The organism is Mesorhizobium sp. WSM4884 (assembly GCF_029625675.1).
Classification (GTDB): Bacteria; Pseudomonadota; Alphaproteobacteria; order Rhizobiales; family Rhizobiaceae; genus Mesorhizobium.
Genome location: NZ_JARTVO010000001.1, coordinates 272,631 through 297,574 on the forward strand (window position 1 = coordinate 272,631; position 24,944 = coordinate 297,574).

Consider the following 24,944-nt stretch of genomic DNA (forward strand, 5'->3'; position numbering starts at 1 on the left):
ACGATATGTAGCCGCCCGACAACCGGACGGCTCCGCGCCGCCAGAAGGCTTCCCAATGAAATCCGCTCATGCCGGAAATGGCCATCTCGGCGACTTCACCACTGATCCAAGGGTGTTGCTCATCGCCGCCATCGCGGTGGTGATCGCGACCGCCGGGCTGTTTGCCGGCATCGTGCTGTTGAAGCTCATCCGGCTTGCCACCAACATCGCCTATTTCGGCCAGTTTACGCTGGCCGAGCTCAGGCTCGAGGACACGCCGCTTGGGCTTGCCGCCGTGATCGTGCCGGTGATCGGCGCGCTGATCATCGGGCTGATGGCCCGCTTCGGCAGCGACAAGATCCGCGGCCACGGCATTCCCGAAGCCATCGAGGCGATCCTGCTCGGCCGCTCGCGGCTCGACGCCAAGGTCGCCGTGCTGAAGCCGCTGTCGTCGGCGATCTCAATCGGTTCGGGCGGACCGTTCGGCGCCGAGGGCCCGATCATCATGACCGGTGGTGCCATCGGCTCCCTGATCGCGCAGATGCTGCCAGTCAGCGACAATGAACGCAAGACGCTGCTGGTGGCGGGTGCCGCGGCTGGCATGACGACCGTCTTCGGAACGCCGATCGCGGCAATCATGCTCGCCGTCGAGCTGCTGCTGTTTGAATGGACGCCACGCAGCTTCATTCCGGTCGCCGTCGCCGCGATCGTCGCGGAAGTCGAACGCACCTTGCTGCATCTGCCGGGGCCAATCTTCCCGTTTTCGGGCAGCATGGAGGCATCGATCGCCGGGTTGGGCGGCTGGGTGCTGGTCGGCATTGCTGCCGGCCTGCTTTCGGGCCTGCTGACGCAATTGGTCTATGCCTGCGAGGACGCCTTCCAGAAGGTGCCGATACACTGGATGTGGTGGCCGATGATCGGCGGCCTCGCGGTCGGCATCGGCGGGCTGATCGAGCCGCAGGCGCTCGGCGTCGGCTACGACAATATCGCCAGCATGCTCGACGGCCATGTCCTTGCGGCGGCAGCGCTGATGCTTCTGGTGGTGAAGGCCATCATCTGGTCGGTAGCGCTGGGCTCCGGTACGTCCGGCGGCGTGCTGGCGCCGCTCCTGATCATGGGCGGCGCGATGGGAGCGGCGCTGGCCGGCATCCTGCCCGAGGCGACGCCAGGTTTCTGGCCGCTGCTGGCGATGGCCGCGACCATGGGCGGCACCATGCGCGCGCCGCTGACCGCTACCTTCTTCGCGGTCGAGCTCACCGGCAATACGCATGTTCTGGTGCCACTGATCGCAGCCTGTGGTACCGCCCACGCCGTCACCGTGCTTTTGATGAAGCGCTCGATCCTGACCGAAAAGGTGGCGCGGCGGGGACATCACCTCGTTCGCGAATATCGCGTCGATCCCTTCGCTTTGACCAGGGTGCGCGAGGTGATGACCACCAAGGTCGAGAGCGTGCCGGCGGCCATGACGCTTCACGGCGCGGCCGCTTTCCTCACCGCTCCGGACACGCGGCATCCGAGCTTCCCGGTGATCGACGAGGAGGGCCATGTGCTCGGCCTCATCGATCCGCCGGCAATCCTGCGCTGGCGGCGCGCCGGCATGCACCGCAAGGCGACGCTCGGTGAATTGCTCGCGGGCGGCAAGGTAACGCTCGCCTATCCGGACGAATATCTGGAAGGACTGTCCGACAAGCTGCTCACCGCCAACGTTTCGCATCTGCCGGTCGTCTCGCGCGAGGATGCGCGGCTGGTCGGCTATGTCGGCTGGAAGGATCTGATGCGGGTGCGCTCGAAAAAGCAGGCGGAGGAACGCGACCGTTCCGCCTTGCTCAGCTTTGGCGCCAAGCGCAGGGCACAGCAAAGCATCGGCGATACCGCGGCGTAAGGCTTTTCAAGGCGACTTGCCGCCGCGCTTCGCCCAGGCCAGCACATAGAGCCTCAGCGCGGAGGAAAGATTGGCGTCGCGCGTTCGCGTTTCGTCGATCTCGGCGACGAGGGCCGCGAGCGAGATCGAGCGTTGCGCCGCGATCGTGACGAGATCATCGTAGAAAGGTTGTTCCAGGGAAAAGCTGGTGCGGTGGCCGCGGATCGTCACCGAGCGTTTTTCGACCGCGGCCATCGGAGGCGCTCAGCGTCCGTCCGGATCGCCGGACTTTTCGCGGCGATGGCCGTCCATGAATCTTTCCGCCCGGTCGGACGTCAGCCGGTCGCGCTGGCGCTCGGCCTTGGTTCGACCGTGCAATGCGCGGTTCTCGCCGGCCAGGCGTTCCTTCTCGTTGCGCGCTTTCTGCTTGCGGGCATGGCGGAGATTGACGACCTCGCCCATGTCCCCGGTCACTTCTTGCGGAAGGCGTCGAGCGAAACCACGTCGGCGCTTTTGCCGCCGGTATCAGCCACGGCAGGCTTCTTTTCAGTCTCGGCGGCCTTCTTCTTCGATTCCGCTTTCTTTTCGGTCACGACCGTGATCGGCTCCGCGGCCGGCGTGGCAGCGTCATCTTCCGCAATACCCTCGGCCTTGACGTCGAATTCGAGCTCGAAATTCACCGAAGGATCGTAGAAACCGCGTACGGCGGAGAAGGGGATCTCGAGCTTTTCAGGCACGTCGGAGAAGGAGAGTCCAACCTCGAAACCGGTATCGGTCACCTTCAGATCCCAATACTGGAATTGGATGACGATGGTCATCTGCTCCGGATAGCGCTCGCGCAGCCGTGAGGAAATGCGCACGCCGGGCGCGCCGGTGAGGAAGGTGATGAAGAAATGATGGTTGCCGGGAAGGCCGGTGCGCGCGACTTCGGCCAGGACCTTGCGCATGACCCCGCGCAATGCCTCCTGGGCCAGAATGTCGTAGCGGATGTGGTCGTCGGCCATTTGACGGTCGGGTTCCGTTGAATCGTCCGCATAGCTGTAATCAAGCTTGGGCGCGGCGTAAACCGCATATAGGCGCTGAACGCTAAGGCCAAGAGGGTATGGCTGTGATTTGATCGCTCAGGCGTGGGCGAGGGCCGCCTGCCTGACGGACGCTGGTTTCCGCCGGCCGAAGGCGCAGAGGAAGGTTCGCACGCCGTTGGTGGCGGAGCGCAATACCTCTTCCTCCGTCGGCATGCCGCCGAGCATGAAAGTTATCTGCAGTTCGGCGTTGACCAGGGCGAGGAACTGGCGCGCCGCCACGTCCGGATCGTCGATCGACAGGTGCCCGGCATAGGCAAGCCGCGCGAAGCGGGCGGCAAGCGCTGACCAGGTGCGGCCCGGTCCCTGTTCGCGCCACTCGGCGAAAAGCTCCGGATAACGTTCGCCTTCGGCCTGGATCAATTTGCGCAGGAAGCGGCCGTCGCGATTGCAGATGCAGTTGCGGTTCATGCGCACGGCGAAAGCGACCAGATCGGATTCGAGATCTGTGGGCTGGTCTGGGAAGGTGGCTATGGTGGCGAAGATGCCGGCATTGCAGCGCTCGGTCAGGTCGCGCACGACGGCCATGAAGAGCTTTTCCTTGTCGCCATGGTGATTGTAGACCGTCTGGCGCGAAACGCCGGCCTCGGCCGCGATCAGGTCGATATTGGCGCCGGCATAGCCTTCCCGGCAGAAAACCGAAGCGGCGGCATCCACCACCGAAATGCGCTTGGCCTCATGGCTGCGTGGCGGGAAAGTGTCAGGAGAAACGCCGGGCTTCATGAAAATCTATATAGCGGTGATTGACGAATTGGACAAGCCTGTCTAAATTTGTGGACACGACAAAGGAAAGCCGTTCTCCGGCAGACGAATGAATTCGCTCTGATAAAGACGAACAAGTTCGCTCTCGGATGTCGGATTTCCCCCGGGATGGAACGTCCTTGGGTGGACGCCGGACCACGGCGGCAACCAGATCCGAAAGAAGCCCTATCATGAGTCCCAAATTCCTCCGCATTGCGGTCGTGCTCGGCTTGTTGTCCGCAATCGGACCCTTCGCCATCGATATGTATCTTCCCGCGCTGCCCTCGATCGGTGAGGATCTCAATGCCGGCACCGCCGCCGTGCAGATGAGCCTCTTGATCTTCTTCCTGTCGATGGGTTTCGGCCAGATCGTCGTCGGACCGATCTCCGACATGGTCGGGCGCAAGCTGCCGCTCTATGCCGGCCTCGCGCTGTTCATGACCGGCGGCGTCGGCTCAGCGATGGCACCGAACATCGAATGGCTTATCGCCTTCCGCTTCCTGCAGGGGCTCGGCGCCAGCGCCGGCATGGCGGTGCCGCGCGCGATCGTGCGCGACCTGCACACCGGCAACGAGGCGGCCAAGCTGATGTCGCTCTTGATGCTGGTGTTCTCGGTGTCGCCGATTCTGGCGCCGCTGACCGGCAGCCAGATCATCGAAAGCTTCGGCTGGCGCGCCGTGTTCTGGACCGTGACGGGCGCCGCGGCACTTGCCACCGTCCTGCTCGCCACCTCGCTCAAGGAGACGCGGTCGGTCGACGAGCGCGCCAACTCGTCCTTCGGCACGGCGCTGGCGGGCTACCGCTACCTGATGGGTGATCGCAACTTCCTCGGCCTGACGGCGATCGCCGGCTTCGGCATCGCGAGCTTCTTCGTCTATCTGTCGAGCTCGTCCTTCATCTTGATCAACCATTACGGTCTGTCGCCGTCGGTCTACAGCGTGTTCTTCTCGATCAACGCGGTCGCCTTCATCGGCATGTCGCAGCTGACCGGGATGCTGGCCGACCGCTTTGGCTTGAAGCGTGTCGTTTGGGTGGCGGTGACCGGCTACGCCACGGTGATGGTGGCGCTGTTCGCGATCATGGCGTCTGGCGTCGACCGGCTCGACGTGATGGCGGCGCTGCTCTTCGTCGGCTACGGCTTCCTCGGGCTGGTCATCCCGACCACCTCGGTGCTGGCCATGGAAGAGCATGGCGAGATCGCCGGCACGGCCTCGGCCCTGATGGGCACGCTGCACTTCGCCATCGGCGCACTGGCGATGGGTGTGGCGGGTCTCTTCTTCGACGGCACGCCGCTGCCGATGGTTGCCGGTATCACGCTTTGCGCGGTGATTTCGTTCACGCTGGCCAAGGTCACGCTCGGCCGGGCGCGGGAAGCGGTTGAAGCGCCGGCGGAGTAACTCGCAAAGACCGGAAAAAGGCCGGGTCTTGCCCGGCCTTTTTCATGCCGGTGTCAAGCCGGCAGCATCGTGAACGAAGCGCACCCGCTCCTCGACCGACGCGAGCGGCAAGGGCATCAGCTCGTAGCCGAGTTCGGCATAGACGCTCGCTACCGATTGAAAGGTGCGCTCGGCCTCGTCGAGCGTCTGTTTACGCTCTTGGTCCTGGGTGAAGATTGCCGGCCATGGTGGTGCGATAAAGACACGGCGCGCGTAGCGGAATGTCGTAGCTGCGCTTGCGATGTGATCGAGCACCGGCAGGCCGCAAAGCCTGAGATACCCGATCGTGTCCGGCACGCCCCGGTCGAAGAAGACGAAACCGCGATCCGCATGCGCCGCATGCCAGGAACGCAGCTCCCAGGACAGCATCAGCTCGGCAAAGAGTGCCCGGTCCTGCCAGGGCAGTGCAGGGCCGCCGATCGCCACCTGGTCGCGGATGATGCCGCGCCCCGCCTCGGGCGCCGTCGCGAAGCCAGCCGCCTTCAGTGCCTCGATGAGCGTGGTCTTGCCGGAACCGGGACCGCCGGTCAGCACGAAGAATCGATCGGAATCGTTCTGCATCATTTTTCCATGGATTAAGGAACGGCAGGCAGGACGACGCATGCGCGCCAGACGAGCCTTGGCGTTCAATTGATTTGCAGGGAAAGAGGGAGAAGGTGGAGGTTTCTGTTGCCAGGTACCTCCGAACCCCGCCTAGAAGTGCGAACCTCTAGGGCTTGATTTGAAGCGTTCGCACTGCATTAAGCAGCGAGACGAGCTTCCGCATAGTTGTCGTTGGCAACTATAAGTTTAGCCCGATGACGGTGGTACAATGCCGGGCAAAAGTACGATCTTTACACCTTCGTCGATCCTATTTCGCCCCCAGCAAAAGCCGCTCCGTCATTCAGAGCGGTTTTTGGTGGAGGCGCCGGGTACCGCCCCCGGGTCCGAACGGCTTATTTCATCGCCTGTTTATCGCCATAGTCGGTCAAGCCGACGAAGCGAATATAGGGATCGACGGTGGAAAATGAAAGGCCAAACCGGCACTTGTCCCCGGCGCCAAACTCGACAGCCGAGGGTTGACTTGCGCCCCTACACAATCGAAGCTCCGCCGGCGATGAGGAATCTCTGACCTAGCGCATAGGTTGCGCGGCGCGCCACAAGCCTCATCGATCGGATCCGTGGCGCCGACGAGGGGAAGTTCGATGGCCGACTATCTTGCGGATGTGAAGAAATACGATGCCGGCGCCAGCGCCGACGCGGTCGAGAAGATCGTCAAGCATCTGGGCATCGCGCTGAGGAACCGCGATTCCTCGCTGGTCTCCTGCACGGACCCGAAGGAGCTCGAGCGCGTCCGGGAGAATTGGGTCGGCAAGAAGCTCGGCGTTGCCGACGCCAAGAAGGCCGACGCCTCGATCGAGAAGACCTGCAAGGCGATGGCCGCAGACAACACCAAGAGCCGCGTGACCTTCTATTACCTGGTTGCCAAGGATCTCGGCAAACTGGGTTCTCTCTGAGGATTCTCCGCAGGCGGACCGGCACGAATCGTGCCGGTGCCGGCCTCTGGCGCACGAATCCACTTGTAGCAGGCTTTACGGTGTTCGACCGACGGCCAGTCGGTTATGATCGCCTGTCACCCGAATCGAGGCGAAGCCGATGCGCCAATATCTCGAACTTTTGAAGCATGTGCTGGACGACGGCGCCGATCGCGGCGACCGCACCGGCACCGGTACGCGCTCGGTGTTCGGCTATCAGATGCGGTTCGACCTTTCGCGCGGCTTCCCGGTCACAACCACCAAGAAGCTGCACCTGAAGTCGATCATCCACGAGCTGCTGTGGTTCCTGGCCGGCGACACCAACATCAAGTATCTCAACGACAACGGCGTCACCATCTGGGACGAATGGGCCGACGAGAACGGTGATCTCGGCCCCGTCTACGGCAAGCAGTGGCGCTCGTGGCCGGACGGGCATGGCGGCGAGATCGACCAGATCGCCGGCCTTCTCAAGGAAATACGCAAGAATCCCAATTCGCGCCGGCTGATCGTCTCGGCCTGGAACCCGGCCGAAGTGGAGGCGATGGCGCTGCCGCCCTGCCACTGCCTGTTCCAGTTCTATGTCTCGGAAGGTCGGCTCTCCTGCCAGCTTTACCAGCGCTCGGCCGACATCTTCCTGGGCGTGCCGTTCAACATCGCGTCCTATGCCCTGCTGACCATGATGGTGGCGCAGGTCACCGGCCTTAAACCGGGCGACTTCGTGCACACACTCGGCGACGCGCATCTTTACTCGAACCATTTCGAGCAGGCGCGCGAGCAGATGCGGCGCACGCCGAAGCCGCTGCCGACGATGTGGATCAACCCGGAGGTGAAGGATCTTTTCGCCTTCCGCTTCGAGGATTTCCGCCTCGAGAATTATTTTGCTGATGCGAGCATCAAGGCGCCGATAGCGGTTTGAGGCTAAGACACCCCTCTCTTGCGTCGTCAAAACCTCGTCAGTCGATCCCGACCATGACGTCGGATGCCTTGATCACCGCATAGGCCTGCTTGCCTTTTTCGAGCTGCAGATCGGTAACCGCTTCGTTGGTGATCGAAGCGGTGACGAGGACGCCGCCGCCGATATCGATCCTGACATGCGAGGTGGTCGTTCCCTTGGTGATCTCGGTGACCTTGCCCTTGAGGACGTTGCGGGCGCTGATCTTTCATCTGCCTTTCCTTCGCTGTATCGAGCGAGCTCCATCGTAGGCTGGGAGGACCCCGGCGTACAACGGCGCCGAGGCTAAAAAGCCTTCCCTTGTTATGTTCACCCGGATATATCGATCGAAGGCATCCGGCCGAACGGATTGCAAAATAGGGAGAGGTTTCATGACGGGCACGGGATTTGGGTTGAAGGCGATCGCGGTTGGCGGTCTGACGGCGCTGTTGATGGCGGCCGTGCCGGCGGCCAATGCCGACGACAAGGTGATCGTGTTCGCCGCCGCCAGCCTCAAGGACGCGCTCGATGCGGTCAACAAGGCCTGCGAGCCGGAAGTCGGCGAAGCGGCGACCATTTCCTATGCGGCAAGCTCAGCACTTGCCAAGCAGATCGAAGGCGGCGCACCGGCCGATATTTTCGTGTCCGCCGACCTCGACTGGATGAAATATCTCTCCGACAAGAAGCTGACCAAACCGGACACCGAAGTGAAGCTGCTCGGCAATCAGATCGTGCTGGTGGCGCCGAAGGATTCCACGGTCGAGGCCAAGGTCGAAAAGGGCTTCGATCTCGCCAAGCTCATCGGCGACGGCAGGCTCGCCATGGGCGACGTCAAGGCCGTTCCGGCCGGCAAATACGGCAAGGCGGCGTTGGAATCCCTGGGCGTCTGGTCCTCGGTCGAAGGCAAGGTCGCGCAGGCCGAGAATGTGCGCGCGGCGCTGAAGCTGGTGTCGACGGGCGAAGCCCCGCTCGGCATCGTCTATGCCACCGACGCACATGCCGAGAAGGGCGTGAAGGTCGTCGGAATCTTCCCGGAGGATTCGCACCCGCCCATCATCTACCCGATTGCCCAGACGGCGGATTCGAAGGACAAGGATACGGCTGCCTTCCTGAAATGCGTCGAGTCGGCCAAGGCCGCGGCGCTCTTCAAGGAACAGGGTTTTACGGTGCTCGCGCCGAGCAACTGAGAAAGACCTTACACCGCATATGAATTGGCTGCTGGACCTCACTCCCGACGAATGGAATGCGGTCCGGCTGTCGGTCAAGGTGGCAACTGTGGCGATGTTCGCCAGCCTGCCACCCGGCATATTGATCGCGCTCCTGCTGGCTAGGGGGCGGTTTTGGGGCAAGACCCTGCTCAACGGGCTGGTGCATCTGCCGCTGATCCTGCCGCCGGTGGTGACCGGCTATCTGCTCCTGCTCACCTTCGGCCGGCGCGGGCCGGCCGGCGCCTTTCTTGCCGAACATTTCGGCATCGTCTTTTCGTTCCGCTGGACAGGCGCGGCACTCGCCTGCGGCGTCATGGGCTTTCCGCTGATGGTGCGGGCGATTCGGCTGTCGATCGAGGCGGTCGATCGCAAGATGGAGGCGGCCGCCGGCACGCTCGGCGCCAATCCGATCTGGGTGTTCGCCACCATCACGCTGCCGCTGATCCTGCCCGGGCTGATCGCCGGTGCGATCCTCTCCTTCGCCAAGGCGATGGGCGAGTTCGGCGCGACGATCACCTTCGTTTCCAACATCCCCAACGAGACGCAGACGCTGCCCTCGGCGATCTACACTTTCACGCAGGTGCCGGGCGGCGATGCCGGGGCACTGCGGCTGACGCTGATCTCGGTCGTCATCTCGATGGTGGCGCTAGTGGCTTCCGAGGTCCTTGCGCGGCGGGTCGGCCGGCGGATGGACATCGAATGACGCTGTTCGTCGACATCAATCATCGCCTCGGCGATTTCTCCATCGAAGCGGATTTCGAAAGCGCCGGCCGGCTGACGGCGCTGTTCGGGCCTTCGGGTTCGGGCAAGACGACGCTGATCAACCTGATTGCCGGACTGATCAGGCCGCAGAAGGGGCGCATCGCGGTCGAAGGCCGCGTGCTGGTGGACACCGCCGCCGGCATCTTCGTGCCGATGCACAAGCGGCGGATCGGAATGGTGTTCCAGGACGCGCGCCTGTTCCCGCATATGAGCGTCGCCGGCAATCTGCGTTATGGCCGCTGGTTCACGCCGCCTGCCGAGCGCTACGCCAATGTGGATGCGGTGGTCGATCTGCTCGGCATCGGTCCTCTGCTCGACCGGCGGCCGGCGAAACTATCCGGCGGCGAAAAGCAGCGGGTGGCGATCGGCCGGGCTCTGCTTGCCAGTCCAAGACTCCTCTTGATGGACGAGCCGCTCGCCTCGCTGGATGAGGCGCGCAAGGCCGAGATCCTGCCCTATATCGAGCGGCTGCGCGACGAGACGAAGATCCCGATCGCCTATGTCAGTCATTCCATTGCCGAGGTGGCGCGGCTGGCGAGCGACGTGGTGGTTCTTTCGCAAGGCAAGGTCGCGGCCTTCGGCCCGACAGAAGCGATCATGCAGCGGCTAGACCTTTTGCCGGCCGAGGAGCGCGGCGAGGGCGGCGCGGTGCTCGACACCAGCGTGCTGCGCCACGACGAGGCTTTCGGCATGACGGTGCTCCGCTCGCCGGCCGGCGAGATCCGCGTGCCACGCCTCCCACTGCCGGCTGGAGCTCTGGTGCGGCTGCGCATCCGGGCCCGAGACGTCATGATCGCGACCGAGCAACCGGCGGGCCTCAGCGCGCTCAACATACTGGCGGGGACGATCGCCGCGGTCAGACCAGGCGTCGGGCCTACGGTGGAGATCGCCATCGACTGCAATGGCGCAATCGTGCTGGCGAGCATCACCGAGCAGTCGAAACAAACCTTACGCCTTGCGCTTGGCCGCAAGGTCTTCGCGGTGATCAAGACCGTGAGCTTCGACGGTACGACGACAGGCCCCGGGCTGCCGGTCGAGGCCGACGGATGACCGAAGAGCATGGCGCTATGTTGCATTGGAATAGCGATTTGCCTGCAAAGGGGGTAATCTGGACGTGACTGCAAAGGACAAGGAATGCCATCGCTGAGCCTGCGGATAAACCTCGATCCCGACGGACGGATTGGTCCGGGCAAGATCGAGCTTCTCGAGCAGATCGCCGCTTTCGGCTCGATCTCGGCCGCGGCGCGCGGCATGGAGATGTCCTACAAGCACGCCTGGGATCTGGTCGAGGACATGAACCGGGTATTCGGCAAGCCGCTGGTTGCCGCGCAGACCGGCGGCAGGAAGGGCGGCGGCGCGCAATTGACCGCAGTGGGCCTCGCGGTCGTCAGCCGCTTCAGGGCCATAGAACGCGCGGCCACTTCCGCGGCCGCGGTGCACATGCAGGCTTTGCAGGCGGAGATCGATGCGGGATGAGGGAACAGGCAGTAGGGCTGTAGGCAGTAGGCAATAGGGAGCAGTAGTAGGCAGTGAGGGATAGGATGTCCTGGAGTTGCTCAACGTAATGGCAATCGACGGCTCCCTATTGCAGTACTGCCCTACTCCCCTGATTTCCTCAGCAGATAAGTGTCCATGATCCAGCCCTTCTTTGCCCGGGCTTCCCCACGGATCCTTTCGATCTCGGCGCCGACATCGCCGAGCCTGCCGGAGACGATGATCTCGTCCGGCGTGCCGAGATAGGCGCCCCACTGGATGAAGACATCCTGATCGGCCAACGTGTTGAAGGCGCATTTGCCGTCGAGCATGACGACCATGCTTGCGGCGTTTGCCGGCAGCCCTTCTTCGGTAAGCCGGCGTCCGGTGGTGATGAGGATCGAGTCACCGATACGGTTGAGCGCGGTCGCGTGAGCGGCGGCCAGCGCCTGGATCGCGGTGATGCCCGGAACGACCTCGAGCTCGAAACCGACATTGCCCCTTAGACGCACGCGCTCCAGGATGCGCAGCGCGCTGTCATAAAGCGAGGGGTCGCCCCAGATCAGGAAGGCGCCGCAGCCGTTTTCATCCAGCTCGTCGCTGATCAGCTTCTCATAGATCTCGGCGATAGCCTCGTGCCACTCGTCAACGGTCACGCGATAGGACGATGTCGGCTCGGCCCGGACCGGTACGTCGAACTCGACGCGGCGCGACTTCGGATTGGTGACGAAGCGGTCGCAGATCTGCCGGCGCAGTTCCGCCAGATCGGTCTTGCTTGCGCCCTTGTCGGGAATGAACAGCACATCGGCGCGGTTCAGGCCGTTGATGGCCTGAACCGTCATGTGTTCGGGGTTGCCGGCGCCGATGCCGATGACGAGAAGCTTGCGCATGCGCGTTCTCCTGCCCGATCAGGCGGCTGGTGTCCAGACCGGCGTGGGCAGCCAAAGCGCGAATGCAAAGGCTTTGAAACGCCGCATTGAAATGGATAGAGCGATCTGCCGTTTGGCAGAAACGCCGAACCGCCCTAGCTATCTGTTTACGCAATTCCGGACGGAAAATCGTTACACACTTTTCCTGGAATTGCTCTAGATGGAAGTGCGCATCGGGGTGGTCCCGATATTGCCGTCGAGAGGGGGGTCCATGTTACGCACTATCCTCACCGCAGCGCTAGCGTTTTTAGCCGCGCCGGCCTTCGCCAACGATTCCGTGGCCGAGCTCGGCACAGGAGGGCTGATCCTGTCGCGCAGCGATGCCGTCGCCATGGAAAGCGAGGACCTTTTCATCTCGCCGGAGAAGGTGACGGTCGACTATGTCTTCCGCAACAACACCGACAAGGACGTCAGCGCCATCGTTGCGTTCCCAATGCCCGACATCGAGGGCGATCCGAACGAGATGCCGGCCATTCCGGACGCGCAGAGCGACAATTTCCTCGGCTTCGAGGTGACGATCGACGGCGTGGACGTGAAGCCGCAACTCGAGCAAAGGGCGTTTGCGCTGGGCATCGACATCACCGCCGATCTCAAGGCGCAGAACGTGCCGCTCTATCCATTCGGCGACGCCGCCAAGGCGGCGTTGGCGAAGCTGCCCAGGGATGTCGCCGAGGATTGGGAAAACCGTGGCATCATCATCGAGGATACCGCCGATGACGGTTCGGGCATGCAAACCGCCTATGCGCCGTTCTGGCAGTTGCGCTCGACCTATTGGTGGCGTTCGACCTTCCCGGCCAACAAGGAAGTCCATGTCTCGCACCGCTATAAGCCGAGCGTCGGCGGCACGTCCTCGGTCAGCTTCTACTATGACGGCAAGTTCCAGGGGCAGTATGACGCCTACAAGACCCGATACTGCATGGACGGAGCGTTCGAGAACGCGGTGCGCAAGGCGGCGAAGGAAAATCCCGACGGCTATCCGAAATATTTCGAAAGCCGTATCGCCTATATCCTGACCACGGGCGGCAACTGGGCGTCCGGCAGTATCGGCAATTTCAAGCTCACCATCGACAAGGGCAGCGCCAAGAACTTGGTTTCGTTCTGCGGCGACAACGTCCGCAAGATCGGCCCGACCACGTTCGAGATGACGGCCAAGGATTTTTACCCCGAGCGCGACATCGACATCCTGCTGCTCGAGCCGTCGGACAATGGCGGGAATGGCGGCTGATGGACATCGCGATCTATGTCGCCATTGCCGAGAACGGGGTGATCGGGCGCGAGGGCGGGCTGCCGTGGCGGCTTTCCAGCGATCTCAAGCGTTTCAAGGCCGATACGATGGGCAAGCCGATCATCATGGGCCGCAAGACCTATGAAGGCATCGGCCGGCCGCTGCCCGGAAGGCTCAACATTGTGGTGACACGAGACAAGGGCTGGCGCGCCGACGGTATCGAAGTCGCGCATTCGCTCCACGAGGCGATCACGCTGGCCAAGGTGCGCGGCCGCTGCATGGCGGGCGCCGAGGAGATCTGCGTAGTCGGCGGCGGCGAAATCTATGCCCAGGCCTTGCCGCTTGCCGACCGCCTCCACGTTACCCATGTGCTTGCCAAGGTCGATGGCGACGCCCATTTCCCGCCGATCGACCCAGCCATCTGGCGGATCGTCCGTTCCGAGGATTTTCCGGCAGGCGAGAAGGACAGCCATGCGACGCGCTACATGGTCTACGAGCGCCGCGGCGACGGTCATTGACGACGACAAAGGGTCGCTGCCGGCGCAAATCGGACGGCGCGAGCGGCAGACCGCGTTGAAAGCGCGTCAAGGCGTCCCTATAGAAGAACGACAGTGCAGCGCCGCGCGTCCAACCGGATGCGCAAGAGGCCGCTGTAAAACTTTGATTTGGCGCATGATTCCTTTCCGAAAACCGATTCCGGTTTTCGGTGTCATGCGCTAGGATCGCGCCGCAAGGCCTGAGGGAACCGAAGCGAAAGGACATTCATGCCCTGGAACGACAAGAGCGGTGGCGGCGGCCCTTGGGGCGGCGGCGGCAATCAGGGACCCTGGGGGCAGGGGCCCAAGGGGCCAAGCGGACCACAGGGTTCCCCTCCTGACCTCGAGGACATCATTCGCCGCGGCCAGGACAGACTGCGGCGCGCGCTTCCGGGAGGCGGCGGCGCCAGCCCGGCCGTCTTCGGGCTGATCGCGCTCGCGCTCGTCGTGCTTTGGGCTTTCAAGGCAATCTATACCGTGCAGCCTGATGAGGTTGCCGTCGAATTGCGCTTCGGCAAGCCCAAGGCGGAGCTTTCGCAGCCAGGCCTGCATTTCCACTGGTGGCCGATCGAAACGGTCGAGACGGCCAAGATCTCCGAGCAGCTCGTCAGCATCGGCGGCGGATCGGCCAGTGGCTCCGGGCTGATGCTCTCCGGCGACCAGAACATCGTCAACGTGCAGTTCTCGGTCGCCTATCAGGTTTCCGACCCCGGGGCCTACCTCTTCGATGTCTCGGATCCCGACGGCATGCTGACGCAAGTGGCCGAAAGCGCCATGCGCGAGGCCGTCGGCCGCCGGCCGGCGCAGGATATCTTCCGCGACGACCGCCAGGGCATCGCCGCCTCGGTGCGCGAGATCATCCAGACGACGCTGGACGGCTACAAGGCCGGCCTGCAGGTCAATGCGATCTCGATCGAGGACGCCGCACCCCCGCGCGAAGTGGCCGATGCCTTCGACGAGGTGCAGCGCGCCGAGCAGGACGAAGACAAGTTTGTCGAGCAGGCCAATCAGTATTCCAACCAGAAGCTCGGCCAGGCGCGCGGCGAGGCGGCCCAGGTCCGCGAGGACGCCGCTGCCTACAAGAACCGCGTCGTGCAGGAAGCGGAAGGTGAAGCCCAGCGCTTCATCTCCGTCTACAACGAATACGCCAAGGCGCCCGACGTGACGCGCAAGCGGCTTTATCTGGAAACGATGGAGAGGATCCTGAAGGACTCGAACAAGGTCGTCGTCGAGCAGGGCAACGGGCAAGGTGTGCTTCCCTATCTGCCGCTGCCGGCACTGCAGCCGAAAGCGCCGCCGGCGCCGGTGCTGGGAGGCAACCAGTGATGGCCAACCGTCTTCCAGTCATCGCCGTCATCGCGGCGGTCCTTCTGTTCCTGCTCTACTCGGCCGTCTTCGTGGTCAATGCGGGCCAGCAGGCGATCGTGCTCAGGTTCGGCGAGATCATCGACGTCAAGAGCGAGCCCGGCATCTACTTCAAGGCGCCGTTCGCTTTTTTCGACGCCGACAGCGTCCAGATGATCGAGAAAAGAGTGATGCGTTTCGATCTCGACAACATCCGCGTCCAGGTTTCGGGCGGCAAGTTCTACGAGGTCGACGCCTTCATCGCCTACCGCATCTCGGATCCGCGCACCTTCCGCGCGGCGGTGTCGGGGCAGGTGGAGCTTGCCGAGGCTCGCCTGAAGACGCGTCTCGATGCGGCGCTGCGCCGCGTTTACGGCCTGCGCGACTTCGAGGCGGCGCTCTCGGAGGAGCGCGCCGTTATGATGCGCGAAGTGCGTGACCAACTCCGCCCGGATGCGACATCGCTCGGCCTCGACATCGAGGACGTGCGCATCCGCCGGACGGATCTGACCGCGGAAGTCTCGCAGCAGACCTATGACCGCATGAAGGCGGAACGTCTGGCGGAAGCCGAGCGACTGAGGGCGCGCGGCAACGAGGCGGCGCAGCGCATCAGGGCCAGGGCCGACCGCGAGGTCGTCGAGATCATCGCCGAGGCGCGGAAGGAATCGGAAATCCTGCGCGGTGAAGGCGACGCACAGCGCAGCGCCACCTTTGCCGACGCGTACAAGCGAGATCCGGCTTTCTTCGATTTCTATCGTTCGATGAATGCCTATGGCACCGCGCTGGATAGTACTGGAACGACCATGGTGCTGTCGCCCGAGTCCGAGTTCTTCCGTTATTTTCGCGATCCGGACAGCAAGCCCGTGCCTGGACAACCGGCCATGCCACGGTCGGCGCCGGCCGCTCCTGCGACGGCACCTGCCGCGCCTGCGACGCAACCCAGCACTGCCCAGTAGCGGAGGTGCAGGATTTCCTGGCGGCAATCGGCCTGGTTCTCGTCATCGAGGGCCTGGTCTATGGCGGGTTTCCGGCTTTGGCCCGGAAACTGGCTACGGAAGTGCTATCGACGCCGGAAAATGTGCTGCGAATCGGCGGATTGGTCGCAATCGCAATCGGCGTCGGCATCGTCTGGCTGGTCCGCGGCTGATGAAATTCCTTGGTGCCGAGGCGATTGACGATTTATCTTTCGCCGATACCTATAGCCGCAAACGTGCCTTATTTCTTGCCAACATGAAATTGGACGGGCGCCTTTAGCGGAAGCGCTTTTCCTTTTTAGAAACACCGGGAGGCCACGATGATATCCGACACCCTGTTGCGCGCGGCACGGCGCACGCTTTTCGCCGGCGCCACCGCATTCGTCGTCGGCATGATTGCCGTCCCGTCTTTCGTCACGCCAACGATCGCTTCCGACGGACCTCCCTCGGTCGCGGATCTCGCCGAGCGCCTGCTCGGCGCGGTGGTCAACATCTCGACCTCGCAAACCGTGAAAGGCACTGAAGGGCCAGGCGCGGTGCCGATGCCGCAGCTTCCCGAAGGTTCGCCCTTCCAGGACTTTTTCGACGACTTCTTCAAGAACCGCGGCGGCGACAAGGGCGGCGGTGGGCAGAAGGTGCAGTCGCTGGGCTCCGGCTTCGTCGTCGACGCCGAGCAGGGCATCGTGGTGACGAACAATCACGTCATCGCCGACGCCGACGACATCGAGGTGAATTTCTCTGACGGAGTGACGCTGAAGGCGACACTGGTCGGCACCGACACCAAAACCGACGTCGCGGTGCTGAAGGTCGATCCGAAAGGCCACAAATTGACGGCCGTGAAATTTGGCGATTCCACCAAGATGCGTGTCGGCGACTGGGTGATGGCGATCGGCAACCCGTTCGGCCTCGGCGGAACAGTCACTGTCGGCATCGTCTCGGCGCGCAACCGCGACATCAATTCCGGCCCCTATGACGACTTCATCCAGACGGACGCCGCCATCAATCGCGGCAATTCCGGTGGTCCTCTGTTCAATGCCGAGGGCGAGGTCATCGGCATCAACACGGCGATCATCTCGCCGTCGGGTGGCTCGATCGGCATCGGCTTCTCCATTCCCTCCCAGCTTGCGGCGGGCGTCGTCGACCAGCTTCGCCAGTATGGCGAGACGCGGCGCGGCTGGCTTGGCGTGCGCATCCAGCCGGTGACCGACGACATCGCCGAAAGCCTCGGCATGGCGACCGCCAAGGGCGCTCTGGTGGCCGGCGTCATCAAGGGTGGACCGGTCGACAACGGTTCGGTTCAGGCCGGCGACGTCATCATCAAATTCGACGGCAAGGACATCCACGAGATGCGCGACCTGCCGCGCGTCGTCGCCGAAAGCCCGGTCGGCAAGGCGGTCGACGTCGTCATCGTGCGCAAGGGCGTCGAGCAGACGGTGAAGGTTACGCTTGGCCGGCTCGAGGATGGCGAGAAGCTGGCCAGCGGTGAGAACGGCAACACCGACCAGGACAAGGGCGACAAGGCGGCTCCGGTGTCCACGGCTTCGGTGCTCGGCATGACCGTCGGCGAGCTCAACGACCAGACGCGGCAGAAATTCGGCATCGCGGCCGACGTGTCGGGCGTGGTGATCACCGATGTTGCCAAGAATTCGGCCGCCGCCGAGCGTGGCATCCAGCCCGGCGAGGTGATCACCGAGATCGCGCAGGAATCGGTGGGAACGCCGAAGGACGTCATGGACCGGATCGGCGCGCTGAAGGAGCAGGGCCGCAAGAACGCGCTGCTGATGCTGGCCTCGAAGACCGGCGAGCTACGCTTCGTGACGATCCGGATGGATTGAGTCCGGAAAGACCGGCAACCAGTTGATCTGCAAAAGAAAAGGGCTGCTACCGGGTCGCCCTTTTTTGTGCCTGCCAATGTTCGCGCGGCAGCCTGTAGAGGACATGTTGCTTCAGATGAGGATGGCTGTCCGGCACGGAGGGATGGTCGAAGTCGGCGCTTGGATCTGCGCGCATGCCGAGCCGCTTCATGACGGCTATGGAGCGGTGGTTTTCGGCGACGGCGAAGGAGACGATCTCCTCCAGCCTCAGCGTTTCGAAGCCGAAGGCGAGCCAGGCTTTCGCTGACTCGGTGACATAGCCCTTGCCCCAGAATTCCGGAGCCAGCCGCCAGCCGATCTCGATCGTGCCGTCCGGCAGCGATGGCACATCATCCGTATCCAGGAGACCGACGAAGCCGATGCATTCGCCGGTGGCCGCGATCTCGGCGGCGGCGAAGCCGTAGCCATCCTCCTCGATCCAGCCGCGGAATTGGTTCATCATGGCATCGGCGGTCGCGCGGTCGCGACGGAACGGAAAGAACTCCATGACGCGCTCGTCGGAGTTGATGCGGTGGAAGAGCGCGCGGTCGCGCTCCTCCCAGTTGCGCAGGATGAGACGTGAGGTGCGGATCGGTTTCATTGCACGAACTCTTCCTGACGATAGCCCTGGAGATAGAGCAGCGCGGTGAGATCGCCGTGATCGATGCGGATCCTTGCCTGCTCCGCCACCGTCGGCTTGGCGTGGAGGGCGACGCCGATGCCGGCCAGTCGGATCATGTCGAGATCGTTGGCGCCGTCGCCGACGGCAACGGCATCCTCAGTCGACAGGCCAAGCCTGGCCGCAATGTCGAGCAGCGCTTCGGCCTTGGCTGCGCGGCCGAGGATCGGCTCGGTCACCGTGCCGGTGAACCTGCCGTCTTCCTCGACAAGCCGGTTGGCGCGGTTCTCCTGGAAGCCGAGCAGCGTGGCGATGCGGCTGGTGAAGACGTCGAAGCCGCCGGAAACCAGCGCCGTCCAGGCGCCGTTGGCGCGCATCGTGCGCACCAGCGCGCGGCCGCCGGCGGCCAGCGTCAGGCGGTTGGCGATGATGCGGTCGACCACCGCCGTGTCGAGGCCCTTTAGCAAGGCGACGCGCTCACGCAAGGCTGGCTCGAAAGCGATCTCGCCATTCATCGAGCGCGCCGTGATCGCGGCGACACGCTCCTTGACGCCGATCTCGTCAGCCAATTCGTCGATGCATTCCTGGTCGATCATGGTCGAATCCATGTCGGCGAGCAGGATCTTTTTCTTCCTGCCTTCGGCCGGCTGGACGATGATGTCGACCGGATCCGAGGCTAATGCCGCGCGCAGATTGGCGGTCAATTCGCCGATATCGGGCGTCTCCGGCAGAACCAGATCGCAGGCGACACCTTCGGCCAGCCAATGAAGGACGCTTGCGCCGGCTGCCCGCGAGGCCATATTCGCAAGCGAGGCCGACACTGCGCGGTCTTCGGGACGGGATACAAGCGTGGCGATCAGCGGCATCGAAAATTCCGGCAGGCAAGCGGGCGAAGGTCGCGTGAAGAACGCGATCCTGATAGCGGGACCGACTGCCAGCGGCAAGTCGGCGCTGGCGCTCGATCTTGCCGAACGCCTGGGCGGCGTCATCGTCAACACCGATTCCATGCAGGGCTATTCGGTGCTCGACGTGCTGACGGCGCGTCCAAGCACGGCCGAGATGGCGCACGTGCCGCATTTCCTCTACGGCCATGTGCATCCTTCGACAGCCTACTCCACCGGCGCCTGGCTGCGCGACGTCACCCGGCTGATCGAGCAAGGCGTTTTATCGGGGCGGCCTGCGGTCTTCGTCGGCGGCACCGGGCTCTATTTCCGCGCTTTGGCCGAAGGCATCTCGGAGATGCCCGACATTCCGCCATCGGTGCGCGAGCGTTGGCGCTACGAGCTCAAGGAACAAGGGGCAGAAAGGCTGCATCGCATCCTGATGCGTGAGGACTCGGCCGTCGCCATGCAGCTCAGGCCGACCGACGGCCAGCGCATCGTGCGGGCGCTGGAGGTGCTCGACGCGTCGGGACGGTCGATCCTCGACTGGCAAGCGGCGCACGGCCAGCCGCTCATCGACCGCGACGGTGCACGTTTCCTGGTGATCGAGCCGGATCGCGGCGAGCTCGTCGCGCGTATCGAGGCGCGATTCGACCAGATGCTCGACAAAGGCGCACTGGACGAGGTCAGGCAGCTGATGGCGCTCGACCTCGATCCGGACCTGCCGGCGATGAAGGCGATCGGCGTGCGCGAGCTGCAGGCCGCGATGGCGGGACAGATGGGCTTCCCCGAGGCGATCGAGCGCGCCAAGATCGCGACACGCCAATATGCCAAACGTCAGACGACCTGGTTCAGACACCAGCTCGGACCGGAGTGGCAAAGGATCCGGCCGGGCGAGGAATCGGCAATTCCGACCGATAGATAGCGATTTCAATCAGAGGCTTGGAATCGGGCACAGCCTTCCGCCACGGTTGTCCGGGTTAACCGTCCGTAAGGCCGAGCGTGCCATAACTTCGATGGCTCGTAGTGCCGCGGGGAGTTATGCGTTTTCACAAGGCGGAATCCGCATTTTTCGTCTTTATTTTCGTGATCCTGGCCGCCGGCCTGGTGACTTTCCATGCCTATGGCCAATTGCAGGACATTGCGACCGACCTCGACACCGCATCGCGTCTCCATAGGATCATCTATCTCAACAAACTGCTGTTCGTGACCGGCGCGCTGCTCGCCGCCGCCTTGTTCTTCGGGACCTTTTTCATCTATCCGCTGATCCGCGGCCAGGTGCGGGAAGAGGGCAAGCTGCGCGCCATGACGGTTTCGCTGAGCGCCCGCTCACAGACGCTCGAGCAGGCGGCGCTCACCGACGGCCTGACCGGCATGCAGAACCGCCGCTATTTCGACGACGCGCTGCGGGAATATCTCGACGAGTTCGGCCGCATCGACAAGCCGGTGGGCTTGATGATCCTCGACCTCGATCATTTCAAGCAGGTCAACGACACGCATGGTCACGATGTCGGCGATGAGGTGCTGAGGGCCGTCGCGCAATGCGTGCGAGGCATGACGCGCTATCACGACGTGGTGGCGCGGCTTGGCGGCGAGGAGTTTGCCGTGGTCACGCCCAATATGGATGCGGAGCTGCTCGCCCGATTCGCCGAGCGCATCCGCAAGGCGATCGCCAACCTGTCGATCCTGTCGGGCAATGTGCGGCTGAAGGTCACCACCAGCGTCGGTCTTGCCGTCTGGGATCGCAAGGAGAGCGCGGAGGACTTCTACCGCCGCGCGGACCGCCAGCTCTACGAGGCGAAGAAGCAGGGCCGCAACCGCGTCTGCGCCTGAAATTCCGTCACCAAATTCGTGATGCTGGCCGCCTGAAGCCGCTTTCTGCGCTTCGGCCTTCGCCGGCCGAAGCACTCATGAGTGCTGCTGCAGGTAAGGCTATGGCCGGCGTAGGGCCGGTGCTCACGGACTGAATGTCCGCTCCGCTCCGGTTCTCGAAAGCGACATCAGTCGACTCAGCCTGACGAATTTCCTGACGGAATTTGCCAATCCCAGTCGACGAAGCAGAGCCTTGGTAAGTCGTGTCAGTTGACGGAAGGACGCAAGTTCAATCGTTCTGCTGGCGCATGCCGAAGGTCGAGGGCTTCAGGCCGTAGCGCAGGTCGAAATCGTCGTCCGGCTGGACGCGCGGCGCGGCGGGCTTTCGATAATCTGGATCACCGGCCTGGCGGCCCGAGTCCACCGCCTCGGCGAAGGCCATGGCCTGCTGCGGTTTCGGTACGTTGCGCAGCCGCTCGACGATCCCGGCGAGGTCCACGTCGTCGCCGGCTTCCGCCGGCAGGGTCTGGTCGCGCTTCGCCGTTCCCGGAATGAATTCCCGCGACAGTTTTTCGAATTTGAGCCGCATTGTCGTCGCCACGCCTTCGCCGAAGGCGATAGCCTCGCGCTGACCCATCGAAGACAGGAAGGCGAGCGTCGAGGCAGAGGAATCGGCGATCGCCGATCGGATGATCGCCTGGTCCTGCTCGTTGGCGAGCCGCATGGCGAAGAAGGTCGAGCATTGCGACAGGATCGTCGGATCGAGCTCGCCTGGGCGCTGGGTCACGACGCCGAGGTAGCAGCCATATTTGCGGCCTTCCTTGGCAATGCGCGACAGAGCGTGCCTGGTCGGCGCGAAGCCGAGGCGCGGATCGGCCGGCATGTAGCGATGCGCCTCTTCGCACAACAAAAGCAGCCGCAGCCGCCCCTCGCTCCAGAGCGCAAGATCGAAGGCTAGGCGCGCCAGCACCGAGCAGACGGAATTGACGACCTCGGACGGCATGCCCGCCATCTCGAAGCAGGTCACCGGACGACCGTGGTTTGGCACGCGGAAGATGTTGCCGATCGTCTCGTGGATGGTGTCCTCGATCAGCCGCGAATTGAACATGAAGCGGTAGCGCGGGTCGGCAGCGGCCGATTCGATGCGCGTCCTCAATGACTTCAGTGTCGGACGGTCGTTCTTGCTTTCAAGCAGACCCATGCGCTCGTCGATCTGCTTGAGGAGGTCGGCGATGCGGTAAGGCACCGGCGTGTCCGCCGTCAGGGCGTCGCTGCCGCGCCTGATATAGGAGCCGGAGCTCGGATTGCGGTATAGGTTCTTGGCGGCCGGGATGAGGTCGCGCAGGACGTCGACTTCCTCCGGAACGGTCTCGCGCCCGCGAAACAGAACCTCGGCGAATTCCTCCAGCCTGAACATCCAGAACGGCAGGTCGAGGGTCTTGGAATCGACCTTCACGCAATATTCCGGAAGCGAGGCGGCAAACTCGTTGTGCGGGTCGAGTATCAGCACGCGCAGGTCCGGCCGCGCCTCGATCGACTTGCGCAACAGCAGCGAGACGGCCGTGGATTTGCCGACGCCGGTGGTGCCGACAACGGCGAAATGGCGCGCCAGCGTGTCGTCGATGGCGATGTTGGCATCGATCGCCTCGTCCTGGGACAGCGTGCCGATGGTGATCGAATGCCGGCCGGCGAGATCGTAGACGGCCTGCAGGTCGCGACTGCGGATACGGTGGGCAATAGCGCCGATATGCGGATAGGTGGTGATGCCGCGGTCGAAGACCGGCTTGGCGCCAGGCTCGGCGCCGTCGCGCACCTCGCCGATCAGCTCGATGCTGACTTCGATGGCATTCTGACCCTCGTTGCTCCAGACGCGGTCCGACTTGCCGATCGCATAGACGAGGCCGACGGTGCGCGTCGAACCAAGGTTGATGGAAATCATCTTGCCGACGGTCCACAGGCCGGTCACCGTGCCCTCGGCATCCTCGGCATAGGCGCTGATGGTGGCGCGCGCTCCGTCGCACTGCACGACATTGCCCAGAATACGCTTGTCGTTCTGTTGGGCGTTGCGGCGCTCCTGCGAGGTCGGCTCCCCGACGGAGCCTTCGCGTTCAACAAACATCGGTGACCTGTTCCATTCCCCTCAACGTCAAACCTATCCCAATCGGGGTTAAGGGCGCGTGAGGTCGGATGGTGTAGGGCCTGTTAAGGCGGCGGCAAAAATTCGATCGAATAGGCCCTTCCGTCACGCTTGCATTTCGATATATTGGATGAATGGATGATATATCGAACAACATCACATCCACGATCGGCAGGCGGATACGCTCCGAGCGTGATTTACGAGGCTGGTCGCTGACCGAACTGGCCGAGCGCTCGGGTGTTTCCAAGGCGATGCTGAGCGCCATGGAGCGCGGCATGACAAGCTCGACCGCGGCGCTCCTGGTGCGCATCGCTTCGGCTTTCGGCATGACGCTCTCGACTTTGATCGCCCGAGCCGAAATGCAGGGCGGCGGTGTGTCCCGCAAGGACGAGCAACAGGTCTGGCAGGACCCTGCCACCGGCTATGTCAGACGGCACCTGTCGCCGGCATCGCAAATGCCGCTCGAGCTGATCCGGGTCAGTCTGCCGGCAGGCGCCAAGGTCAACTTCCCGGCGGCGTCCTATGCCTTCATCAAGCAGCAGATCTGGCTTATCGGCGGCCGCCTGGACTTCACCGAAGGCGATGTCGTGCACCGGCTCGAGCCGGGTGATTGCCTGGCGCTGGGCGCGCCGTCGGACTGCACGTTCCACGCTCCCGGACCGGAAGCCGCCGAGTATCTGGTGGCGCTGGTCAGGGGCTGATCGCATGGCACGCCGGCCGAAGCGCTCGCACAACGGCGGGCCGCCGCTCGACGATTACGAAGGCCCGCCCTGGGGCAAGGGCGACGCCTACGTCTTCCTGGCCTGGCGCGCGGCCCACGACAAGGCCTGGAAGGCGCCGAGCCAGACCGTCATGCTGATGCGGCTGGAAAGGGCCGAGCGACTGGGCCTCACCTATGAGGAATACACGCTCGAGATACTGGAGCGCGGACGACACCTCAGCGAGGACGACGCCGAGCGCATCGCGGAAATCCGTCGCGCGCGCCGCCGAAGACGGACCGGTCATTTCGGATGAGCGCGACCCGACACCACCCGGAGAGCACCGACATGAATTCCCTCGAAATCAGGGCGTTGGACGATGACGCGAAAACCAGGGGGCTGCTGGCCGCCCTGCTGATCGAGACGGTGGCCGCCGGCGGATCGGTGAGCTTCATGCATCCGCTGTCGCCCGATGCGGCCCATGAGTTCTGGCGCAAATCGCTGGATGCGGCGGCGCGCGGAGAAAGAGCGGTGCTGGGCGCATGGGACGGCGAGACGCTTGTCGGCACCGTCACGCTGCTTCTCGACTGCCCGCCCAACCAGCCGCACCGCGCCGAGATCGCCAAGCTGATGACCCGCCTCGACCGTCGCGGCAAAGGCATTGCCACACGCCTTATGCAGGCCGCGGAGGAACTGGCCGTCGAGAAGGGGCGCACCCTGCTGGTGCTTGACACGGCAAGCGAAGAGGGGGCGGCAGGTCTTTACGAGAAGCTCGGCTTTACGCTGACCGGCGAGATTCCGGACTATGCGCTCAAGCCGCATGGCGGGCTCACCGGCACGCTCATCTACTGGAAACGGATAGGGCGTTCGTAAGGCAATTGGCCGTCGGAGGAACGCTGGGCCAAGGCGAGGGGCGTGGTGCTGATGGCGTGAGCCGCAGCTGAATTTG

Annotated in this window: 30 protein-coding genes and 1 other RNA gene; 20 read left to right on the forward strand and 11 right to left on the reverse strand. The window is 63.6% G+C overall.

Annotated elements, in window-relative coordinates; all coding sequences use genetic code 11:
• Positions 1-55: 55 nt before the first annotated feature.
• Positions 56-1,861, forward strand: coding sequence for a chloride channel protein (locus tag P9236_RS01175; protein ID WP_278072777.1), 1,806 nt, complete (start codon positions 56-58; stop codon positions 1,859-1,861).
• A 6-nt stretch (positions 1,862-1,867) separates the two neighbouring features.
• On the opposite strand, the gene P9236_RS01180 is transcribed toward P9236_RS01175, so the two are convergent.
• From P9236_RS01180 to P9236_RS01195, 4 genes are all read right to left on the reverse strand, one after another.
• Positions 1,868-2,095: a ribbon-helix-helix domain-containing protein gene (locus P9236_RS01180; protein WP_192245559.1), complete on the reverse strand. Its 228-nt coding sequence runs from the start codon at positions 2,093-2,095 to the stop codon at positions 1,868-1,870.
• Between the two features lie 9 nt (positions 2,096-2,104).
• Positions 2,105-2,302 (reverse strand): DUF4169 family protein, encoded by a 198-nt coding sequence (locus P9236_RS01185; RefSeq protein ID WP_278072778.1) that lies wholly within the window; start codon positions 2,300-2,302, stop codon positions 2,105-2,107.
• 8 nt (positions 2,303-2,310) lie between these two features.
• Positions 2,311-2,844 (reverse strand): SspB family protein, encoded by a 534-nt coding sequence (locus P9236_RS01190; protein WP_278072779.1) that lies wholly within the window; start codon positions 2,842-2,844, stop codon positions 2,311-2,313.
• A 117-nt stretch (positions 2,845-2,961) separates the two neighbouring features.
• Positions 2,962-3,645: a TetR/AcrR family transcriptional regulator gene (locus tag P9236_RS01195; protein ID WP_278072780.1), complete on the reverse strand. Its 684-nt coding sequence runs from the start codon at positions 3,643-3,645 to the stop codon at positions 2,962-2,964.
• 209 nt (positions 3,646-3,854) lie between these two features.
• Between P9236_RS01195 and P9236_RS01200 the strand changes: the two genes are divergently transcribed.
• Positions 3,855-5,060, forward strand: a complete 1,206-nt coding sequence (locus P9236_RS01200; RefSeq protein WP_278072781.1) for a multidrug effflux MFS transporter — start codon at positions 3,855-3,857, stop codon at positions 5,058-5,060.
• Positions 5,061-5,102: 42 nt separating this feature from the next.
• Here the strand turns inward: P9236_RS01200 and P9236_RS01205 are convergent, their stop codons facing one another.
• Positions 5,103-5,660, reverse strand: a complete 558-nt coding sequence (locus P9236_RS01205) for an AAA family ATPase (protein ID WP_278073050.1) — start codon at positions 5,658-5,660, stop codon at positions 5,103-5,105.
• Positions 5,661-5,754: 94 nt separating this feature from the next.
• Positions 5,755-6,115: a transfer-messenger RNA gene (ssrA, locus tag P9236_RS01210) on the reverse strand.
• 168 nt (positions 6,116-6,283) lie between these two features.
• Between ssrA and P9236_RS01215 the strand changes: the two genes are divergently transcribed.
• Both P9236_RS01215 and P9236_RS01220 read left to right on the forward strand, forming a co-directional pair.
• Positions 6,284-6,595, forward strand: coding sequence for a DUF2853 family protein (locus P9236_RS01215; RefSeq protein ID WP_278072782.1), 312 nt, complete (start codon positions 6,284-6,286; stop codon positions 6,593-6,595).
• Between the two features lie 139 nt (positions 6,596-6,734).
• Positions 6,735-7,529, forward strand: a complete 795-nt coding sequence (locus tag P9236_RS01220) for a thymidylate synthase (protein ID WP_278072783.1) — start codon at positions 6,735-6,737, stop codon at positions 7,527-7,529.
• Between the two features lie 37 nt (positions 7,530-7,566).
• Here P9236_RS01220 and P9236_RS01225 read toward each other — a convergent pair whose 3' ends face one another.
• Positions 7,567-7,770 (reverse strand): molybdopterin-binding protein, encoded by a 204-nt coding sequence (locus P9236_RS01225; RefSeq protein WP_278073051.1) that lies wholly within the window; start codon positions 7,768-7,770, stop codon positions 7,567-7,569.
• A 166-nt stretch (positions 7,771-7,936) separates the two neighbouring features.
• Between P9236_RS01225 and modA the strand changes: the two genes are divergently transcribed.
• The 4 genes from modA (at position 7,937) to P9236_RS01245 (ending at position 10,990) form a co-directional block, all read left to right on the forward strand.
• On the forward strand, positions 7,937-8,731 hold the full coding sequence (gene modA, locus P9236_RS01230; RefSeq protein WP_278072784.1) for a molybdate ABC transporter substrate-binding protein: 795 nt from the start codon (positions 7,937-7,939) through the stop codon (positions 8,729-8,731).
• Between the two features lie 19 nt (positions 8,732-8,750).
• Positions 8,751-9,455, forward strand: coding sequence for a molybdate ABC transporter permease subunit (gene modB, locus P9236_RS01235; RefSeq protein ID WP_278072785.1), 705 nt, complete (start codon positions 8,751-8,753; stop codon positions 9,453-9,455).
• On the forward strand, positions 9,452-10,564 hold the full coding sequence (gene modC / locus P9236_RS01240; RefSeq protein WP_278072786.1) for a molybdenum ABC transporter ATP-binding protein: 1,113 nt from the start codon (positions 9,452-9,454) through the stop codon (positions 10,562-10,564). The genes modB and modC overlap by 4 nt, the downstream gene beginning before the upstream one ends.
• Before the next feature lie 84 nt (positions 10,565-10,648).
• A complete protein-coding gene (locus tag P9236_RS01245; protein WP_278072787.1) occupies positions 10,649-10,990 on the forward strand; it encodes a winged helix-turn-helix domain-containing protein in 342 nt (113 codons plus the stop codon).
• A gap of 122 nt (positions 10,991-11,112) precedes the next feature.
• Here the strand turns inward: P9236_RS01245 and cobF are convergent, their stop codons facing one another.
• Positions 11,113-11,877, reverse strand: coding sequence for a precorrin-6A synthase (deacetylating) (gene cobF / locus P9236_RS01250; protein ID WP_278072788.1), 765 nt, complete (start codon positions 11,875-11,877; stop codon positions 11,113-11,115).
• Here cobF and P9236_RS01255 point away from each other — a divergent pair.
• From P9236_RS01255 to P9236_RS01285, 7 genes are all read left to right on the forward strand, one after another.
• Positions 11,876-12,076: a hypothetical protein gene (locus tag P9236_RS01255; protein ID WP_278072789.1), complete on the forward strand. Its 201-nt coding sequence runs from the start codon at positions 11,876-11,878 to the stop codon at positions 12,074-12,076. The two genes, cobF and P9236_RS01255, sit on opposite strands and share 2 nt — an antisense overlap.
• A 51-nt stretch (positions 12,077-12,127) precedes the next feature.
• Positions 12,128-13,141, forward strand: a complete 1,014-nt coding sequence (locus tag P9236_RS01260) for a DUF4424 domain-containing protein (protein WP_278072790.1) — start codon at positions 12,128-12,130, stop codon at positions 13,139-13,141.
• Positions 13,141-13,659: a dihydrofolate reductase gene (locus tag P9236_RS01265; protein ID WP_278072791.1), complete on the forward strand. Its 519-nt coding sequence runs from the start codon at positions 13,141-13,143 to the stop codon at positions 13,657-13,659. The genes P9236_RS01260 and P9236_RS01265 overlap by 1 nt, the downstream gene beginning before the upstream one ends.
• A gap of 246 nt (positions 13,660-13,905) precedes the next feature.
• Positions 13,906-15,003, forward strand: coding sequence for an FtsH protease activity modulator HflK (gene hflK / locus P9236_RS01270; RefSeq protein ID WP_278072792.1), 1,098 nt, complete (start codon positions 13,906-13,908; stop codon positions 15,001-15,003).
• On the forward strand, positions 15,003-15,977 hold the full coding sequence (locus P9236_RS01275; protein WP_278072793.1) for a protease modulator HflC: 975 nt from the start codon (positions 15,003-15,005) through the stop codon (positions 15,975-15,977). Before hflK ends, P9236_RS01275 begins: the two co-directional genes overlap by 1 nt.
• 5 nt (positions 15,978-15,982) lie before the next feature.
• Positions 15,983-16,168, forward strand: a complete 186-nt coding sequence (locus P9236_RS01280; RefSeq protein WP_126099483.1) for a DUF2065 domain-containing protein — start codon at positions 15,983-15,985, stop codon at positions 16,166-16,168.
• A 147-nt stretch (positions 16,169-16,315) separates the two neighbouring features.
• Positions 16,316-17,830 (forward strand): DegQ family serine endoprotease, encoded by a 1,515-nt coding sequence (locus tag P9236_RS01285; protein WP_278072794.1) that lies wholly within the window; start codon positions 16,316-16,318, stop codon positions 17,828-17,830.
• Positions 17,831-17,876: 46 nt separating this feature from the next.
• Here the strand turns inward: P9236_RS01285 and P9236_RS01290 are convergent, their stop codons facing one another.
• Together P9236_RS01290 and serB are read right to left on the reverse strand one after the other, a co-directional pair.
• Positions 17,877-18,449 (reverse strand): GNAT family N-acetyltransferase, encoded by a 573-nt coding sequence (locus tag P9236_RS01290; RefSeq protein ID WP_278072795.1) that lies wholly within the window; start codon positions 18,447-18,449, stop codon positions 17,877-17,879.
• Complete coding sequence (serB, locus tag P9236_RS01295; RefSeq protein ID WP_278072796.1) at positions 18,446-19,333, reverse strand: phosphoserine phosphatase SerB; 888 nt, start codon at positions 19,331-19,333, stop codon at positions 18,446-18,448. Before serB ends, P9236_RS01290 begins: the two co-directional genes overlap by 4 nt.
• On the opposite strand from serB, the gene miaA reads away from it, so the two are divergent.
• Positions 19,323-20,273, forward strand: a complete 951-nt coding sequence (miaA, locus tag P9236_RS01300) for a tRNA (adenosine(37)-N6)-dimethylallyltransferase MiaA (RefSeq protein WP_278073052.1) — start codon at positions 19,323-19,325, stop codon at positions 20,271-20,273. The genes serB and miaA overlap by 11 nt on opposite strands.
• A gap of 116 nt (positions 20,274-20,389) precedes the next feature.
• Entirely contained in the window at positions 20,390-21,181 is a 792-nt protein-coding gene (locus P9236_RS01305; protein WP_278072797.1) for a GGDEF domain-containing protein, read from the forward strand.
• A gap of 268 nt (positions 21,182-21,449) precedes the next feature.
• Here the strand turns inward: P9236_RS01305 and P9236_RS01310 are convergent, their stop codons facing one another.
• Positions 21,450-23,279 (reverse strand): ATP-binding protein, encoded by a 1,830-nt coding sequence (locus tag P9236_RS01310; protein ID WP_278072798.1) that lies wholly within the window; start codon positions 23,277-23,279, stop codon positions 21,450-21,452.
• A gap of 152 nt (positions 23,280-23,431) precedes the next feature.
• On the opposite strand from P9236_RS01310, the gene P9236_RS01315 reads away from it, so the two are divergent.
• Genes P9236_RS01315 through P9236_RS01325 form a run of 3 tightly spaced genes read left to right on the forward strand, consistent with a single transcriptional unit; the run spans position 23,432 to position 24,868 of the window.
• Positions 23,432-23,998, forward strand: coding sequence for an XRE family transcriptional regulator (locus P9236_RS01315; protein ID WP_278072799.1), 567 nt, complete (start codon positions 23,432-23,434; stop codon positions 23,996-23,998).
• 4 nt (positions 23,999-24,002) lie between these two features.
• Complete coding sequence (locus P9236_RS01320) at positions 24,003-24,311, forward strand: hypothetical protein (protein ID WP_278072800.1); 309 nt, start codon at positions 24,003-24,005, stop codon at positions 24,309-24,311.
• Positions 24,312-24,343: 32 nt separating this feature from the next.
• Positions 24,344-24,868: a GNAT family N-acetyltransferase gene (locus tag P9236_RS01325; protein ID WP_278072802.1), complete on the forward strand. Its 525-nt coding sequence runs from the start codon at positions 24,344-24,346 to the stop codon at positions 24,866-24,868.
• Positions 24,869-24,944 lie beyond the last annotated feature (76 nt).